The organism is Streptomyces sp. NPDC107575 (assembly GCF_055657265.1).
On record NZ_JBVKBG010000005.1, the window covers coordinates 717,404 to 732,134 of the forward strand.

Annotated in this window: 15 protein-coding genes; 4 read left to right on the forward strand and 11 right to left on the reverse strand. The window is 71.1% G+C overall.

Going from position 1 to position 14,731, the window contains the following annotated elements:
• Positions 1-105: 105 nt before the first annotated feature.
• Together ACZ7L4_RS28010 and ACZ7L4_RS28015 are read right to left on the reverse strand one after the other, a co-directional pair.
• On the reverse strand, positions 106-3,765 hold the full coding sequence (locus tag ACZ7L4_RS28010; RefSeq protein ID WP_472106810.1) for a S8 family serine peptidase: 3,660 nt from the start codon (positions 3,763-3,765) through the stop codon (positions 106-108).
• A 144-nt stretch (positions 3,766-3,909) separates the two neighbouring features.
• Complete coding sequence (locus tag ACZ7L4_RS28015) at positions 3,910-4,362, reverse strand: hypothetical protein (RefSeq protein ID WP_472106812.1); 453 nt, start codon at positions 4,360-4,362, stop codon at positions 3,910-3,912.
• 204 nt (positions 4,363-4,566) lie between these two features.
• Here ACZ7L4_RS28015 and ACZ7L4_RS28020 point away from each other — a divergent pair, with 204 nt between their 5' ends.
• Positions 4,567-4,965: a PPOX class F420-dependent oxidoreductase gene (locus ACZ7L4_RS28020; protein WP_472106814.1), complete on the forward strand. Its 399-nt coding sequence runs from the start codon at positions 4,567-4,569 to the stop codon at positions 4,963-4,965.
• A 156-nt stretch (positions 4,966-5,121) separates the two neighbouring features.
• Complete coding sequence (locus ACZ7L4_RS28025) at positions 5,122-5,799, forward strand: TIGR00266 family protein (protein ID WP_472106816.1); 678 nt, start codon at positions 5,122-5,124, stop codon at positions 5,797-5,799.
• 24 nt (positions 5,800-5,823) lie between these two features.
• Here ACZ7L4_RS28025 and ACZ7L4_RS28030 read toward each other — a convergent pair whose 3' ends face one another.
• The 3 genes from ACZ7L4_RS28030 to ACZ7L4_RS28040 form a co-directional block, all read right to left on the reverse strand.
• On the reverse strand, positions 5,824-6,654 hold the full coding sequence (locus ACZ7L4_RS28030; RefSeq protein WP_472106818.1) for an alpha/beta fold hydrolase: 831 nt from the start codon (positions 6,652-6,654) through the stop codon (positions 5,824-5,826).
• A 100-nt stretch (positions 6,655-6,754) separates the two neighbouring features.
• Positions 6,755-7,207 (reverse strand): hypothetical protein, encoded by a 453-nt coding sequence (locus tag ACZ7L4_RS28035; RefSeq protein ID WP_472106820.1) that lies wholly within the window; start codon positions 7,205-7,207, stop codon positions 6,755-6,757.
• Between the two features lie 8 nt (positions 7,208-7,215).
• Entirely contained in the window at positions 7,216-7,644 is a 429-nt protein-coding gene (locus tag ACZ7L4_RS28040) for a winged helix-turn-helix transcriptional regulator (RefSeq protein WP_472106822.1), read from the reverse strand.
• A gap of 121 nt (positions 7,645-7,765) precedes the next feature.
• Here ACZ7L4_RS28040 and ACZ7L4_RS28045 point away from each other — a divergent pair, with 121 nt between their 5' ends.
• Positions 7,766-8,620 (forward strand): alpha/beta fold hydrolase, encoded by an 855-nt coding sequence (locus ACZ7L4_RS28045; RefSeq protein ID WP_472106824.1) that lies wholly within the window; start codon positions 7,766-7,768, stop codon positions 8,618-8,620.
• Positions 8,621-8,640: 20 nt separating this feature from the next.
• Here the strand turns inward: ACZ7L4_RS28045 and ACZ7L4_RS28050 are convergent, their stop codons facing one another.
• From ACZ7L4_RS28050 to ACZ7L4_RS28075, 6 genes are all read right to left on the reverse strand, one after another.
• Positions 8,641-9,222, reverse strand: a complete 582-nt coding sequence (locus tag ACZ7L4_RS28050; protein ID WP_472106826.1) for a TetR/AcrR family transcriptional regulator — start codon at positions 9,220-9,222, stop codon at positions 8,641-8,643.
• A gap of 10 nt (positions 9,223-9,232) precedes the next feature.
• A complete protein-coding gene (locus ACZ7L4_RS28055; protein WP_472106828.1) occupies positions 9,233-10,204 on the reverse strand; it encodes a 3-hydroxyacyl-CoA dehydrogenase NAD-binding domain-containing protein in 972 nt (323 codons plus the stop codon).
• Positions 10,191-11,120, reverse strand: coding sequence for a 3,5-dioxohexanoate:acetyl-CoA acetone transferase (gene kce, locus ACZ7L4_RS28060; RefSeq protein WP_472106830.1), 930 nt, complete (start codon positions 11,118-11,120; stop codon positions 10,191-10,193). Before kce ends, ACZ7L4_RS28055 begins: the two co-directional genes overlap by 14 nt.
• 39 nt (positions 11,121-11,159) lie before the next feature.
• A complete protein-coding gene (locus tag ACZ7L4_RS28065; protein WP_472106832.1) occupies positions 11,160-12,314 on the reverse strand; it encodes an aromatic ring-hydroxylating oxygenase subunit alpha in 1,155 nt (384 codons plus the stop codon).
• Positions 12,315-12,429: 115 nt separating this feature from the next.
• Entirely contained in the window at positions 12,430-13,317 is an 888-nt protein-coding gene (locus ACZ7L4_RS28070) for an NAD(P)-dependent oxidoreductase (RefSeq protein ID WP_472106834.1), read from the reverse strand.
• Positions 13,314-14,219: an NAD(P)-dependent oxidoreductase gene (locus ACZ7L4_RS28075; RefSeq protein ID WP_472106836.1), complete on the reverse strand. Its 906-nt coding sequence runs from the start codon at positions 14,217-14,219 to the stop codon at positions 13,314-13,316. The genes ACZ7L4_RS28070 and ACZ7L4_RS28075 overlap by 4 nt, the downstream gene beginning before the upstream one ends.
• 130 nt (positions 14,220-14,349) lie before the next feature.
• On the opposite strand from ACZ7L4_RS28075, the gene ACZ7L4_RS28080 reads away from it, so the two are divergent.
• Positions 14,350-14,730 carry a winged helix-turn-helix transcriptional regulator gene (locus tag ACZ7L4_RS28080; RefSeq protein ID WP_472106838.1) on the forward strand — a complete coding sequence of 127 codons (381 nt, stop codon included), beginning with the start codon at positions 14,350-14,352 and terminating at the stop codon, positions 14,728-14,730.
• Position 14,731 lies beyond the last annotated feature (1 nt).

A 14,731-nucleotide genomic window follows, 5' to 3' on the forward strand; every position in this document is an offset into this window, starting at 1 on the left:
CGACGAGAATTGGCGCCCGGCGCGCGACGGCGCATGAACGACGGCGGCCCGGCGCGCAGTTGCTCCGCGCCGGGCCGCCGTTTCCCTTTCCGCCTTCGTGCGCTGCTACTTGACGGCCGCCGCCCGGACGACCTCCTGCGACACGGAGCCGCCCTTGTCGTCCTTGGCGCTCGCCCGCAGCGACAGCGAGGCGGCGTCCTTCGGCACGTTCAGGGTGCCCTTCCAGGAGGCGCCGGATCCGGTGAGGGATACGGACTTCCAGGTCTTGCCGTCGTCGTAGGACACCTGCAGGGTGCCGCCGCCGATGGCGCCGGTACCGGCCGCGTCCTTGACGTACTCGGCGGACAGGCCGACCGGCAGCCGCTTGCCCGCCCGGACCGTCCCGGCGAGGTCGGTGGCGAGGTCGTAGTTGAGGTTGATCAACGGCAGGAACGTGTACCGGTCGTCCGGCGTCGTGCCCGAGCGGAACGTCCACTCGCTGTGCGAGGTGGTGCCGATGCCCCACACGGTCGGGTCGAGCGCCGTGTCGGTGACGACCTTGAACGGCTGTACGGAGCCGTCACTGACGCTGAACTGGGCCGAGCTGCCCGTGCGTCGGCCCGTGCTCTCGCCGTTCACGAACGCCTCCGTGGTCTGCGTCATCCCCGACTCGTCGCTGTACGGGTCGCCGAAGCCGGTGTGGTCGGGTCCTGAGTCGCCCCAGCCGGGGATGTTGAAGCGGAGCATGTCGCCGCGCCGCTCCTGGCCCCAGCCGAGACCGCTGCCGCCGTAGGGGTGCCAGACCGGCTTGAACCAGTTCAGCTCGGTGCGCTTGCCCGGCCGGTAGGCCACCAGGCCGCTGCGCTCCTCCAGGGAGCCGAGGTTGACGGACTCGTGCCACTTCTGGTCCGGCTCGACGGACACGTAGTCGGTGCGGTGCCCCGGGAAGCCGTACCGCTCCTGGAAGCCGCCCGCGACCGGGAAGGACGGGTCGACGGAGTGGCGGAACTCACTGCCCGCGGCCTTCTTCGCGCCGTAGAAGGTGGTGTCGACGGTGGCGAGGTCCTTGGCGTCCGGCGCGAACAGCAGGCTCCGGTCCGGGATCGCGCCCTTGTAGCCCTTCGACAGGTCGTAGGAGTACGTGGGGTCCTCGACGCCCGTCATGCTGATCCGCTCACCGCGCTGCTGCTTGGCGAGCAGCCGGGCGAAGTCGGCGTGGGTGACGCTCGCGATCTGCAGCGGGCGCTCGGTGTTGTCGTCGTTGTAGAACAGGGTGTTCAGGCGGCCCGGGCTGTCGTCCGTGAGGAACAGCGCCTTCGCGCCCGCGTCCTGGGCGGCCTGCGCGAGCTCCGCCGGGGTGCGGGTGCCGTCGACGTGCACGAGGACGCCCTTGCCGGTGGCGTCCTTGCCCGCGTAGTCGCCGGGGGCGCCGGCCCCCGCGTTCACCAGGGCGAGTCTGCGTTGCCCCTGGAGGAGCGTGGAGCCGGGCTGCTCCCACACCTCGTCGACGCCGTCGACGGTGATGCGCGGCTGGGCCTCGCGCCAGGTGGTGCGGTAGGCGTAACTGCCGTCGCTCACCTGGCGGGTGGGCAGGGCGTACAGGGTGTCGTACTTGATGGGCAGCAGGGCCATGCCGAACAGGTCGGTGCCGCCCGCCTTGCGGTCGTACTGGACGAGCGTCTGGTGCGGGTCGGTGTCCTTCGACACGCGTGTGGCCACCTCGCGCAGCTCGGTGCCGTCGAGCGTGATCTCGCGGTCCTTGTCGACCTTCACCTCGGGGGCGGCCAGGTAGGCAGTGCCGAGGGAGTCCTTGCCGTGGGCTCCGCGTACGTCGAGGAAGGTGTCCAGGTAGTACGTCCCGGGCTTGAGGCGCAGCTCGACCGTGCCGGACGCGTCGACCGTGGCGGGTTGCGGAAGGGTGTCCTTGGCTAGCTGCTGGTACATGAGGTTGGCGGCGGCCGGCTTGCCGTCCCGGTCCTTGACGTGGACGGTGAGCGTGTACCGCTCCTCCTCCTTGACCAGGCCGAAGGCGGTGTGCGCGACGGCCTGGCCGCCCGAACTGGCCACGATCCGCCCGCTGTTGGTGCCGACCGAGGCCTTGGCGCCGTCGCCGGTGACGGTGGTGGAGGCGGTGCCGTGCGCGGGCACGGTCACCTTGGAGTCGGCGAGCGTCGCGACGCCGTCGGCGGCTCCCTGCACGGCGAGGTCCAACTCGACGGCCTCGTCACCGGAGTTGGAGTAGGTGACGGTCCTGGTGACCGGCTTGTTGCTGTCGTACGGCCAGCGGTAGGAGCCGAGATCGGCGCTGCCCGTCGCGGTGACCTTCGCGGCGATCGCGTCGGGGACGGAGACCCGGCCGGAGCCGATGGCGTACGCGGAGTCGTCGAGCCGCTTAGACGACGACATCAGCGCGTTCTTGAGCTGGGCGGCCGTCCAGTCGGGGTGGGCCTGCGCGAGGAGGGCGGCGACGCCTGCGACGTGCGGTGTCGCCATCGACGTACCGCTCATGGTGGTGTAGCTGCCGGACCCGTCCACCAGCGAGGAGCGGGCGGCGAGGATGTCCACGCCGGGGGCGGAGAGGTCGGGCTTGAGTCCGTCGTCGCCGAGGCGCGGGCCCTGGCTGGAGAAGGAGGCCCGCTCGTCGCCCGCGTCGACCGCGCCGACGGTGAGCGCCGAGTCGGCGGCGCCGGGCGAGCCGATGGTGCCGGGTCCGTAGGCGTTGCCCGCGGCGACGACGAAGAGCGCGCCGGTGTCCTTGCTGAGGGAGTTGACGGCCTGGGCCATCGGATCGGTGCCGTCGCTGCCGGTGTCGGAGCCGAGGCTCATGGAGACGACCTTGGCCTTGATGTCCTTGGCCGCCCACTCCATCCCGGCGATGATCTCGGACTCGGTGCCGTACCCCTCGTCGGAGAGGACCTTGCCGACGGCGAGCGTGGCGTCGGGCGCGACACCCTTCTCCTTGCCGTCGGACGCGGCGCCGGAGCCGCCGACGGTGGAACTGACGTGGGTGCCGTGGCCGTTGCGGTCGGCGACCTCCTGCCCGGCGATGAAGGACTTCGACTCGCTCACGCGGGAGGCGAGGTCGGGGTGGCCGGTGTCGTACCCGGTGTCGAGGACGGCGACCTTCACGCCCTTGCCCGTGAGCCCGGCCTCCCAGGCCTTCGGGGTGCCGATCTGGGCGTTGGACTCCGCCATGTCGCCCTCGACGCGGCCGTCGAGCCACACCTTTCCGATGCCGTCGGTGTAACCGCCCTTGCTGGTCAGGTCGTTCCAGAAGGTGCGCCCCTTGCCGGCGTCGAGGGCGGCGCCGCCGATGCTGCCGAGCCTGCGGGTGCGGTCGGCGCCCTTGGGGGTGGCGGCGGCGCTGCGCGCGCTCTTGCCTCCGTAGGTGACGATGAGCGGGGTGGCGTCGGCCTTGGTGTCCGTGAGGCCCTGCTCGATGAGCCCGCTCACGTCGAACAGCCGGGCGTCGAGCCTGCCCGAGGCGAGGTAGGGGGCGGCCTCGTCCGGCACGACCCGTATCGCGCCGTCGGTGACCTGCGTACGGACGAGTCCTGTGGCCCCCTCGGGCCGCTTGACGTCGACGGTCCGCTGCCCGCCGCCGATCTCCGTCACGGTCACCTGGTCGCCGGTCACCAGCGTCACGGTGTGGGCTGCGCGGGCGGTCTTCGTGGACTGCGGTCTCGCCTTGTCGGCGGCGGCATGTGCGCCGCCACCGGGCAGCAGCGCGAACGCGAGACCGGCCGACAGCAGGGCCGCGCCGCGTCGCGCGGTACGTCTGGTCATCGTTGCCTCTTCTCCTGGAACCTTCGGGTGCGGGGGTGCGCTCCGAGAGCTGGGAAGAGTGTCAACTACCGTGCGGGGTGGGGCACTTGTCTTGCGGTGGCGGGTTGGCGCCACGGCACCTATCCGCCACCCGGCGCGCGGCGGCTACTGCTGCTTGACGGGCGGGCAGTAGCCCGTGTCCGCGCCGATGGAGTTGATCTCGGCGTTGGACCGCGGGTCACCCGCGTAGTTGACCTGGTCCGTGCACTTGGTGCCGGGGTCCTTCGGGGTTCCCGAGGGCTTGTCGGACTGCTGCTTCTGGACGGGCGGGCAGGTGCCGGTGTCCGCGCCGATGGAGTTGATCTCGGCGTTGGAACGCGGGTCGCCGGCGTAGTTGATCCGGTCCGTGCACTTCGTGTCGGACGCGGCGGGCGTGCCCGTCGACGTGCCCTTCGTCGCCTCGGTCTTCGGCGTGCTGGTGGCCGTCGACGTCGCGCTCGCGGAGGAAGAGGCACTGGAGGACGCGTTGTCGTTGCCGCCGCTGCCGTTGCACGCCGTGAGCGACAGGCCGAGGGCCACAGCGGTCAGGGTCAGTGCCGAGATCTTCCGAGTGCGCATGCTGCTGTCCTTCGCGTGGGGCCGGCGCTCCTGGGGAGCGGCGAGCGAGTGAACCGGGCGGGTGTTCGCCGGTGTTGCGTTCTGCCCCGTGAGACAGGTGGTGCGGGTTCCCCAGTTGCCCCTTGATCGTCTTCAGGACACGTTCGTGACATGACAGTCGCCACTCGGTGAACTCCCGGCCCGCCACCCCGGTACCGTCCCCTTGTGACCTCACTCGATCCCACCACACTCGCCGCGCTCGAACGCGCCCGTTACGTCAGCCTCACCACGTACCGCAAGGACGGCACGCCCCGGGCCACCGCGGTCTGGCACGCCATGGACGGTGACCGGCTGTACGTGCGGAGCGCGGCCGACGCCTGGAAGGTCAAGCGGCTGCGGCGTGACTCGCGGGCCGAGGTCGCCGTCTGTGACGTTCGCGGGCGCGTCGCCCCGGATGCCGTACGGGCCACGGGAACCGGTCGCGTACTCGACGAGTCGGGGACGAAGAAGGCGGGGGCGCTGCTGCGCCGAAAGTACGTCATGGCGCGCATCGGCGACTGGTACTCCGCGGTCTCGGGGCGTCACCGCAGGCATCCCGTCATCGGGCTCGAGATCACCTTCTAGCGGCTGTCATCCGTGAGGAGGATCGTCCCACCGGGTGGCTCGTCCCCCGGTCGCAGGCGAGTCGGGAGTCCGGGTTGACCTGCGACGACGATGCGCGCGGGACGATGGAGAGGGACGGCGGCCCGCCGTCCTCCCCCACGTGAGAAGAGGCCAGACATGCACATCGAGGTCCGTCACAGCCCGTCCTTCGCGGTCGCCCGCGTCCTGCTGGCCGCAGGCGAGAGCGTCCGGGCCGAATCCGGCGCGATGATGGCGATGTCCGGCGGGATCGACGTCGAGGCGAAGACCGAGGGCGGCCTGTTCAAGGGGCTCAAGCGGAGCGTGCTGGGCGGCGAGTCGCTGTTCGTCACCCGGCTGACCGCCGGGCCCGAGGGCGGCTGGGTCGACCTCGCCGCGAACCTGCCCGGCGACGTCACCGACATCGCGGTGGACGGCGGCCTCAACCTGGCCCGCGGCGCCTGGCTGTGCTCGTCCGACGGGGTCGAGCTCGACACCAAGTGGGGCGGCTTCAAGAACCTGGCCGGCGGCGAGGGCGGCTTCCTGGTCCGCGCCGAGGGCCGGGGCACGGTGCTCGCCTCCTGCTACGGGGCGCTGGATGTGCTCGACCTCAAGGCGGGCGAGAACATCGTCCTCGACTCCGGTCACATGGTCGCCTTCGACGACGGCGTCTCGTACACGACCCGGAAGGTGAGCCGGGGGCTGATGCAGACCCTGAAGTCCGGCGAGGGACTGGTCTTCGAGATGAGCGGCCCCGGGCGGGTGTGGACCCAGAGCCGCAACCCCGGCGCACTGATCACCTGGCTCACCGCGAAGCTTCCGTTCACGCGGAGCTGAGGACGCCTCCCCCTGGTTCGCCGGCTAGCCCTTCAGCACCTCCCGCAGCCGTTCCGCGAATTCCTTGGGCCGGTCGGTGAAGCCGCCGTGGTCGCCGGGGAATTCGACCGGTGTCGTCCCGATGCGTTCGGCCAGTGCCCTGGATGTCCGGGCCGTGATCAGGCCTCCCGAGGTGGCGCCGATGCCGATGACGACGCGGGCCGGGCCGGCCGTCAGCGCGGCGATGTCGGGTACGTAGAGGCTGGTGCCGAGCAGTTCGTGGGCGAAGAAGCGGGCGCTGTTGGCGAGGTCCTGTTCCGAGGGCTCCCCGGGCGGCGGGCCGGGCGCGTCCTCGCCGGTGGCCGGTCCTTCGTCGGGACCGCCGTCGAATCCGGCGTTGGCCATGAACCTGCCCCACGCCGCTCCCACCCCCTCGCGGTGGAACGTCTCGACGATGCTCTCGGACGCGGCGCGCTGCTCCGCGGCGTCGGGGAGCAGTTCGAGGAGCGGGGGCTCGTGCGCGACGAGCGTGCGCACCCGCCCGGGGTGCCGCGCGAGGAGGGCGAGCCCTGTGACCGCTCCGCCGCTGCTGCCCAGCACGTCGGCCGGGCCCGCGTCGAGGGCGTCGAGGAGCGCGGCGACGTCGTCCGCCCGCAGTTCGGGCGTGGAATCCTGCTCGGGGTCGTCGAGGACGCTGCCCGAGATGCCTCGCGGGTCGTGGGTGACGACCGTGTGGTCGCTCGCGAGCGCGTCGGCCAGAGGCGCGAAGGCCTCCGCGTCCATCGGCGATCCCATCAGGAGCAGCAGCGGTCCGGAGCCACGGACCTCGTAGCGCAGTCGTGCACCGGGGACATCGAGGGTGCGGGTGGTGGTCACGGGTCGTCCTTTCCCTGGGCGGTCGTCCGCGGTCGCGGTGACGTAGGTGGGGACCGCTGTCGGGAGGCGAACTCATCGCCGCGCGGGGAACGTGCCTCCGTTACCGGACGTTGCGGGCGAGCCACGGGCTGAGCGCGCCGGGCAGGATGAGCTCCTTGTAGGTGTCGTCACCGGGCAGCGGAACGATCAGCCACAGCGCGGGCGGGAACATCTTCCGCTTGACGTGGGCCAGGCCGCCGTAGACGGACCGCAGGAACGCCGGGACGGTGTCCCGGGGGACATCCTCGAAGTCGACGTTCTCGACGGTGATCCGCGCGTCGTCGTCCGGGAAGATCCGGACGGAGACGGCGGGCGAGCCCCCGAGGTCGATGTGCGCCTCGTGCGGCAGCGCGCCGCCCGGGTCGAGCACCGCGAAGGCTCCGGCCGAGGTGCGGCGCGACGTCTGGTCGGCGCCGATGTCGTCGGTGACCGTCACCTCGACGTTGTACTCCTGCGCGACCTCGCGCACCGCCACCACGGCGGCCTCGGTACTCGGCAGATGCGGGTGTCTCATGGGCCCGATCATGCCTCACGGGTGCCGGGCGACGACGACTCGTCCGCGCGTTGGTTGTTGCGGTCGATCTCCGGCATGTGCGTCTCGGCCCAGACCCGCAGGGCCGCGAGCGGCGCTTCGAGGGACAGGCCGAGGTCGGTGAGCCGGTAGTGGACGGCGGGCGGCACGGTGGGTTCCACGCGGCGGGCGACCAGGCCGTCGCGGGCCAGGTTCTGCAGCGTGACGGACAGCATCTTCTGCGAGATGCCGGGCGCGAGGCGCCGCAGCTCCGCGAAGCGGATCTCGCCCGGGGCCTGCTCGGCCAGCACCTTGACCACCATCGACGTCCACTTGGTGCCGATGCGGTCGAGCAGCCGTCGGGTCGGGCAGAGCGGGTCCATCAGGTCACCGCGCTCACCGCGCCGCCGCGCACGTCCGCCGGGACTCGACGTGGTCACCTGGGGCTCACCACCTGAAGGGAAAGTGCCGTCTTGGGCGGACCAGGTTAGTTCCCTAACGTGAGGTTGTCACCATTCCTCACCACCTCCCACGTACAGCATCGTCCTTTGGAGTGTCTCCATGCCCGAGCTCCGTCGCGTCTGCGCCAACGGTGTCGACCTCAACGTCGCCCTCGCCGGATCGGGTCCGGCCGTCCTCCTCCTGCACGGTTTCCCGCACACCTGGGAGCTGTGGACGGACGTCATGGACGGTCTGTCCGACCGCTACCGCGTCATCGCTCCGGATCTGCGCGGGTTCGGCGCGAGCGGCAGGGCCGACTCCGGGTACGACGCGGGCACCCTGGCCGAGGACGCCGCGGCGCTGCTCACCGCGCTCGGTGTGTCCTCGGCCGCGGTCGTGGGCATCGACGCGGGCGCCCCGCCGGCCTTCCTCCTGGCCGTGCGCCGCCCCGGCCTCGTCCGCCGCCTGGCCGTCATGGAGTCCCTGCTGGGCACGCTGCCCGGCGCCGAGGACTTCCTGGCCGGCGGTCCACCGTGGTGGTTCGGCTTCCACTCCGCCGCGCCCGGCCTGGCGGAGACCGTGATCGAGGGCCACGAGGCCGACTACGTCGACTGGTTCCTGCGCGCCGGGACGCTCGGCGAAGGGGTGCGCCCCGCCGTCCGGGACGCCTTCGTCCGCGCGTACACCGGCCGCGAGGCGTTGCGCCGCGCGTTCTCGTACTACCGGGCCATGCCCGAGAGTTCGGCGCAGATCGATGAGGCGGTGGGCACGGCCCGGCTGACGGTGCCGACGATGGCTCTGGGCGCGCAGCCGGTGGGCGGCGCTCTGGAACGCCAACTCCGTCCGGTCACCGACGATCTCACCGCACACCTCATCGAGGACTGCGGCCACATCGTCCCGCTGCACCGGCCGGACGCACTGCTTGCTCTGCTGCGTCCGTTCCTGGCCGGTGAGGTCGCACCTCACAGCGTCTGATTCAAGACGCCCGAGCCGGCCTACTCGAAGGCGATCTCCTCGCACCGTTCGACGCTGCGCCGGATCGCGGCACGGTTGAGGCCCAGCAGGGCGGTCAGCCACATGCCGTTCTGGACGACGTCGATGTCGGTGGCCCGCCGGTTCGACTCGGCGCGGGAGAGGTCCGGCCTGGCCGCCCGGATGAGGGCGGCCAGGGAGGAGCGGTAGCGCTTCTGGGCGGCGGTGTTGATGTTCTCGAAGTCCGGGTGGGCCTGGGCGAGCGCCCACAACTGCAGGCGCAGCGACAGGTATTGCGTCGTGAGGAACTCGGCGCTGGCGACCCGGCGGAGCGCGGCCCTGAGGTTGGCCTCGGGACTCTTCGCGGGGTGCGCCTCGAGCATGGTCATGTCCTGCCGCTCGATGCGGCGCAGGGCCGCGCCGATGAGGCTGACCTTGTCGTCGTAGTAGTAGTTCACGAGGCCGAGGGAGACGCCCGCCTGCCGTGCCACCGCACGCATGCTGACGCCCGAGATCCCGTTCTCCGACAGCAGGGTGAGGACGGCGTCGAGGATCCGTCCCTCTCGGTCGACCTTCTTGTCGGGTTCCCCCGTCGCGTCGTTCATCGGCCAGAGACTATCCCGGCCCCGGGGCCGGTCGACTCCCCCGGGCCAGGGCGATCATCCCGGTGATCAACGCATCGCGCTGCCGCGACAGTTCGTCCACCGAGCTCTTCTCGGTGACGGGACGCAGCCCCTCCACCAGCCGCTCCGCCGTGGCCCCGTCGAGGTGCGGTCGCCCCAGATCGTCGAACCAGCGGTTGAAGCTGTCGGCGTAGCGCGCGCAGAAGTCGGCCAGGCCGCCCTCGCCCGCCCCGAGGTGGAACAGGGTCGTCGGTCCCATCGCCGCCCAGCGCAGGCCGGGTCCGGCCGCGACCGCCGTGTCGACGTCCTCGACGCTGGCCACGCCTTCGTTGACCAGGTGGATGGCCTCGCGCCACAGCGCCGCCTGCAGCCGGTTGGCGACATGGCCCGGTACCTCGCGCCTGACCTCGATGGTCACCTTGCCGACGGACTCGTAGAAGGCGCGTGCGCGCTCCACCACTCCTGGGGCGGTCCGTTCGTTGCCCATCACTTCGACCAGGGGGATGAGGTGCGGCGGGTTGAACGGGTGGCCGAGGACGAGGCGCCCCGGGTCACGCCAGCCCGCCTGCATCTCCGTCAGGGTCAGCCCGGAAGCCGAGGACGCCACGATCGCTGTCTCCTCCAGGGCCGGTTCGACGGCCGCGTACAGCTCGTGCTTGATGCCGAGGCGTTCCGGCACGCTCTCCTGGACGAACTGCGCGCCCTCGACCGCCGATCGTGCGTCCTTCGTGAAACGCAGGGCGTCGGGGTCGCCGTGCTCGGTGAGGCCGAGCCGGGCCAGGACGGGCCAGGCGGTGTCCACGGCCTCGCGGACCCGCCGTTCGGCGTGCGGGTCGGGGTCGTGGACGGTGACGGACGCGCCCGCGGCGAGGAACAGGGCGGTCCAGCTCTGGCCGATCACGCCGCCGCCGAGGCTCGCCACGTGCGAGACCCCGCGGGCCTCCGGGTGCTCAGAATCCGACATGGTCCGCCCCCTTCAGGCCGAGCCGTTCGCGTGCTTCGGCCGGTGTGGCGACGGTGTGGCCGAGGCTCTCGACAATGGTGCGGATCTTCGTGACCTGGCTCGCGTTGGACGGGGCCAGGGCGCCGGGGCCGATGTAGAGGCTGTCCTCCATGCCGACCCGCAGATTGCCGCCGAGCATGGCGGCCTGGGTCGCGAAGGACATCTGGTGCCGGCCCGCCGCCAGCACGGACCATTCGTAGTCGTCCCCGAAGAGCTTGTCGGCGATGGTGTGCATGTGGACGAGGTTGTCGAGGTCGGCGCCGACTCCGCCGAGCACGCCGAAGACCAGTTGCACGAAGAACGGCGGCCGCACCCAGCCCTGTTCGACGAGCCAGGCCAGGTTGTAGAGATGGCCGAGGTCGTAGCACTCGAACTCGAACCGTGTGCCGTGTCCTTCGCCCAGCTCCTTCACGATGTACTCGAGGTCGGCGAAGGTGTTCTTGAAGACGAGGTCGCGCGTCGACTCCAGGAATTCGGGCTCCCAGTCGTGCTTCCAGTTCTCGTACTTGTCGAGCATCGGGAAGATCCCGAAGTTGAGCGAGCCGACGTTGAGCGACGCCATCTCGGGCGAGGTGGCGACCGCGGCCCGCAGCCGGTCCTCGCGTGTCATGCCGAGGCCGCCGCCGGTCGAGACATTGACGACGGCGTCGCACGCGGCGGATATCTGCGGCAGGAACTGCTGGAACAGTTCCGGGCGGGGGTCGGGCCTGCCGGTCTCGGGGTCGCGGGCGTGCAGATGGATGATGGCGGCGCCCGCCTCGGCCGCCTCGACGGACGCCTGGGCGATCTCGTCGGGGGTGATCGGCAGGTGCGGGGACATCGTCGGGGTGTGGATGCCGCCGGTCGGGGCGCACGTGATGATGACGGACTTGGGCATGCTGACGCACCTCACTGAGGACTGAGTACGGGCCTGTGGTCAGGCGACGCCGGGATCGCTCACCAACGCGCGGTAGGCGTCGAGCACGAGCCCGTGGAAGTGGTGCACACCGTGCTCGGAGAGGCCGGGTGCCCGCTCGGGGTCGTAGACGATCCGGCCCTGGTCGAACGCGGGTGTCTCCATGCCCCGCTGGACGCTTTCGACGAGGGCGATGTCCTGGACCTGCAGCACCTCGTCCATGTACCGCACGGACTGTTGCTCGGTCTCGTCGAGTTCCGTGCTCTCCAGGTAGAAGTCGAGCGTCTCGCGCGTGCGATTGGGGCCGTCGGGGAGGATCTGCAGGACCATGAAGTTGCCGCGCCCGGGATAGCGCATCAGGCAGGTGTTGGGCCACAGCCACCACACCGAGTGCTCGGTGACGGTGGCACCGGACACGTCGTAGGCGGTGTTCGCGCTCTTGCCCGCGTCGGCGAAGTGGCTGGACCAGATGCCGTGGGTCTTCACGTCGTAGGTGTCCATGTCCACGAGGGAGACGAACTCCTTGTGCGCGACGTGGCAGTGGTAGCACTCCAGGAAGTTGTCGACGACGTTCTTCCAGTTGGTCCTGATCTCGTAGCGCAGGCGCTTGGCGTGCGTGAGCCGGGCGATGTCCGGCGCCCGCCCGGTGATCTCGGCGGCGAGGTCGGGCGCCTGCTCGGCCAGCGGCTTCGCGGCCGGGTCGAGGTTGACGTGGACGAATCCGCAGAACTCCTCGACCTGGATCCGGTCGAGACAGATCCCGCTCTTGTCGAACGTCTCCATACGGTCCGTCTTGCGCGCCCCGACCAGCGCACCGCTCAGGTCGTACGTCCACGCGTGGTACGGGCACACGATGGCGCGCGTCGTGCCCGAGCCGGACAGGAGTTCATGGGCCCGGTGCTTGCAGACGTTGTAGAAGGCGCGCAGCTGCCCGGAGCGGTCGCGCACGACGGCCACCGGCATCTCGGCGACCGTCGCTGCGACATAGCTTCCGGGCTTCGCCAACTCCTCCACGTGACACACCCATTGCCACGTGCGGCCGAAGACCGCCTTGAGGTCCGCGGCGTGCCACTTCGGGTCGGTGTAGGCCTCGGCCCTGAGCGACATGGAGCGGGCTGGGTCCGTGTCGTAGCCGGAGGCGACAGTGCTGAACTCATCTGCGGTGAGAGCAACCATGGCCTCAACATAGCCACGTCTGGACGATCGTTCAATGGCGAAGTGGACGATCGTTCAAACGTGCCGGCGGCCAGTTGCAGCTGCTGAATTCACCATCAGCCGCGCCCAGTTACCCCTACGCCGACGCCCGCGGGGCCCGGATCCCGTCGATGATGCGCGTCCAGTTCTCCTTCCCGTGCCCGTCGGCGATCGCGCGGAGGTAGTGCGCCCGGACGGCGCGCGGGAGCGTGAGGTCGATGCCCGCGGTGTGGCTGGCGGCGGCGATGTGGTCCGCCGTCGCGCCCATCATGGTCGCCGTGCTCAGGTGGCCGGGGTGCTCGCCGGCGTCGATCTGCGCGCCGACGTCCCCGCCCGCCTGGAGCATGGCCGGGATGTCGGCCAGCGTCGGCATCAGCTCCGGGACCGCCCGGGTCGCGGTGATGCCGGCCGAGCCCAGCAGCGCCGTGGCGTGCATCAGTGCCGACAGGCTCGTCAGGAACACGTCGAGGTGGGCCAGGTACATCAGCTGCGCCAGCCCTGCGTCCTCGCCGAGATGGCGCGGCGCCCCGATCCGCGCCAGCGCCGGGCGGTGCGCCTCCAGGGCCTCGGCCGGTCCGCTGTAGTACACGTACGCCGCCTCGGTGCCCACCATCTCCGCGGGCACCATCACGCCGCCGGTCAGGAACGTCGCCCCGTGCGACGCCGCCCAGGCCGCGGCCTCGCGCGAACGGTCGGGGGTGTCCGAGCTCAGATTGACGAGCGTGCGCCCGGCCAGCGCCCCGGTCGAGTCGCCGAGGATGTCGTACATCGCCTGGTAGTCGGTGAGGCTGAGGACGACCAGTTCGCTCGCGGCGACCGCGTCGGCGGGCGAGGCGGCCAGGGTGGCGCCCTCGGCGACGAGGCCTTCCGCCCGGGCGGCGGTGCGGTTCCAGACGGTGACGGGGTGACCGGCCGCGAGCAGCGTACGGACCATGGCCTGCCCCATCGGGCCGAGGCCGATCAGGGTGACGGGGGCTGCGCTCATGCGGCGGTTCCTTCCTCGGGGCGGGTGGCAGGGCTGATGGCGGGGCGGGCCGCGCGCAGGCTCTCGTAGATCCGCGCGAACCCTTCCTTGCCGTGGCCCGCCGCGATCTGTCGGCCGATCAGCTCCTGGACGGCGGCGATCGGGGCGGGGTCGACGCCCTGTTCCTCGCTGGCCCGCACGAGGTGCGAGAGGTCGGAGAAGTCCAGGCTCTGCTGGCCGGGGACGGTGTAGTCGCCGCCGTCGACGACCTTGGCGAACCCGGCGAACCCGGCGGTCATGGCGGACAGGAACGGGGCCTGCCGGGCGGCGAACTCGGACGCGCTCATGCCCAGGGTGGCGACCATCGCCGCGCCGTGCAGGAAGCCCTGGAACATCTGGTACATCCCCGACAGCATCGCCAGGTCCACCAGTGACGCCCGGCCGGCGTCCTCGCCGTGGAACTCGCTCGTGGCCCAGATGTCGAGGGTCGGCAGGGCGGCGTCGTAGGCCGTGCGCGAGCCGCTGTAGAAGATCTGGCCCGCGCGGGTTCCGATCATGGCGGGTACGGCCATGATGGCGCCGTCGAGGTAGTCGGCGCCGGACTCGGCTGCCCAGGCGGCGAGTTGGCGTGCCTCGTTCGGCGTGGTGGTCGTGACGTTGACGAGGGTGCGGCCGCGCAGCTCGTCGGCGACGGGGCCGAGGGTGTCGCGGACCGATGCGTACGTGAGCAGGCAGGCGACGACGAGCGGGCTCGCCGTCACGGCCTCGCGGACGGGGCCCGCGCGGCGGGCGCCGCGGGCCGTGAGTTCCGGCGCACGGTCGGGAGTTCGGTTCCAGACGGTCACGGTGCGGCCGGCGTCGAGCAGTGCGCTCGCGAGCGCACTGCCCATCGCGCCGAGGCCGAGCACACTGACGTCGGTCAACTGGGCTGGTCTTCTTGTGGGTTCGGACACGACGACCATGCTGCGCGAGCCTGTATCGTCGCGTAAGTACCCACTATTTACTGCGGTACTTACCTTTGGGTAAGCCAGGAGAGACGGGAGACTCCAGGTCATGTCGAAGGCGCCCCGCAACGGCCCCTACATCTGCGGCATCGACGCCGCGCTCGACGTCGTCAGCGGAAAGTGGAAGGGCCTCGTCCTCTGGGAGCTGGACGCACACGGCGTCCGGCGCTTCTCCGAACTGCGCCGCGCGCTCCATGGGGTGAGCGAGAAGATGCTGACCCAGCACCTGCGCCAGATGGAGGAGGACGGCCTCGTCCTCCGCACCGTCTACGCGGAGGTGCCGCCGAGGGTGGAGTACTCCCTGACCGAGTCGGGCGCGGCGCTCAACGAAGCGCTGGCGCCCCTGGGTGAGTGGGGCCGCGACCGGATCCGCCAGGACCACCTCGATGTCGTCGCGGCCCCCGACGCCCCGGTGTCCACGGCCCCCTGAC

Bases quoted from the DNA above. Each gene is read 5' to 3' on its own strand.
- ACZ7L4_RS28010 (WP_472106810.1), bottom strand. From the start codon at position 3,765: ATGACCAGACGTACCGCGCGACGCGGCGCGGCCCTGCTGTCGGCCGGT.
- ACZ7L4_RS28015 (WP_472106812.1), bottom strand. From the start codon at position 4,362: ATGCGCACTCGGAAGATCTCGGCACTGACCCTGACCGCTGTGGCCCTC.
- ACZ7L4_RS28025 (WP_472106816.1), top strand. From the start codon at position 5,122: ATGCACATCGAGGTCCGTCACAGCCCGTCCTTCGCGGTCGCCCGCGTC.
- ACZ7L4_RS28035 (WP_472106820.1), bottom strand. From the start codon at position 7,207: ATGAGACACCCGCATCTGCCGAGTACCGAGGCCGCCGTGGTGGCGGTG.
- ACZ7L4_RS28045 (WP_472106824.1), top strand. From the start codon at position 7,766: ATGCCCGAGCTCCGTCGCGTCTGCGCCAACGGTGTCGACCTCAACGTC.
- ACZ7L4_RS28050 (WP_472106826.1), bottom strand. From the start codon at position 9,222: ATGAACGACGCGACGGGGGAACCCGACAAGAAGGTCGACCGAGAGGGA.
- ACZ7L4_RS28055 (WP_472106828.1), bottom strand. From the start codon at position 10,204: ATGTCGGATTCTGAGCACCCGGAGGCCCGCGGGGTCTCGCACGTGGCG.
- kce (WP_472106830.1), bottom strand. From the start codon at position 11,120: ATGCCCAAGTCCGTCATCATCACGTGCGCCCCGACCGGCGGCATCCAC.
- ACZ7L4_RS28065 (WP_472106832.1), bottom strand. From the start codon at position 12,314: ATGGTTGCTCTCACCGCAGATGAGTTCAGCACTGTCGCCTCCGGCTAC.
- ACZ7L4_RS28070 (WP_472106834.1), bottom strand. From the start codon at position 13,317: ATGAGCGCAGCCCCCGTCACCCTGATCGGCCTCGGCCCGATGGGGCAG.
- ACZ7L4_RS28080 (WP_472106838.1), top strand. From the start codon at position 14,350: ATGTCGAAGGCGCCCCGCAACGGCCCCTACATCTGCGGCATCGACGCC.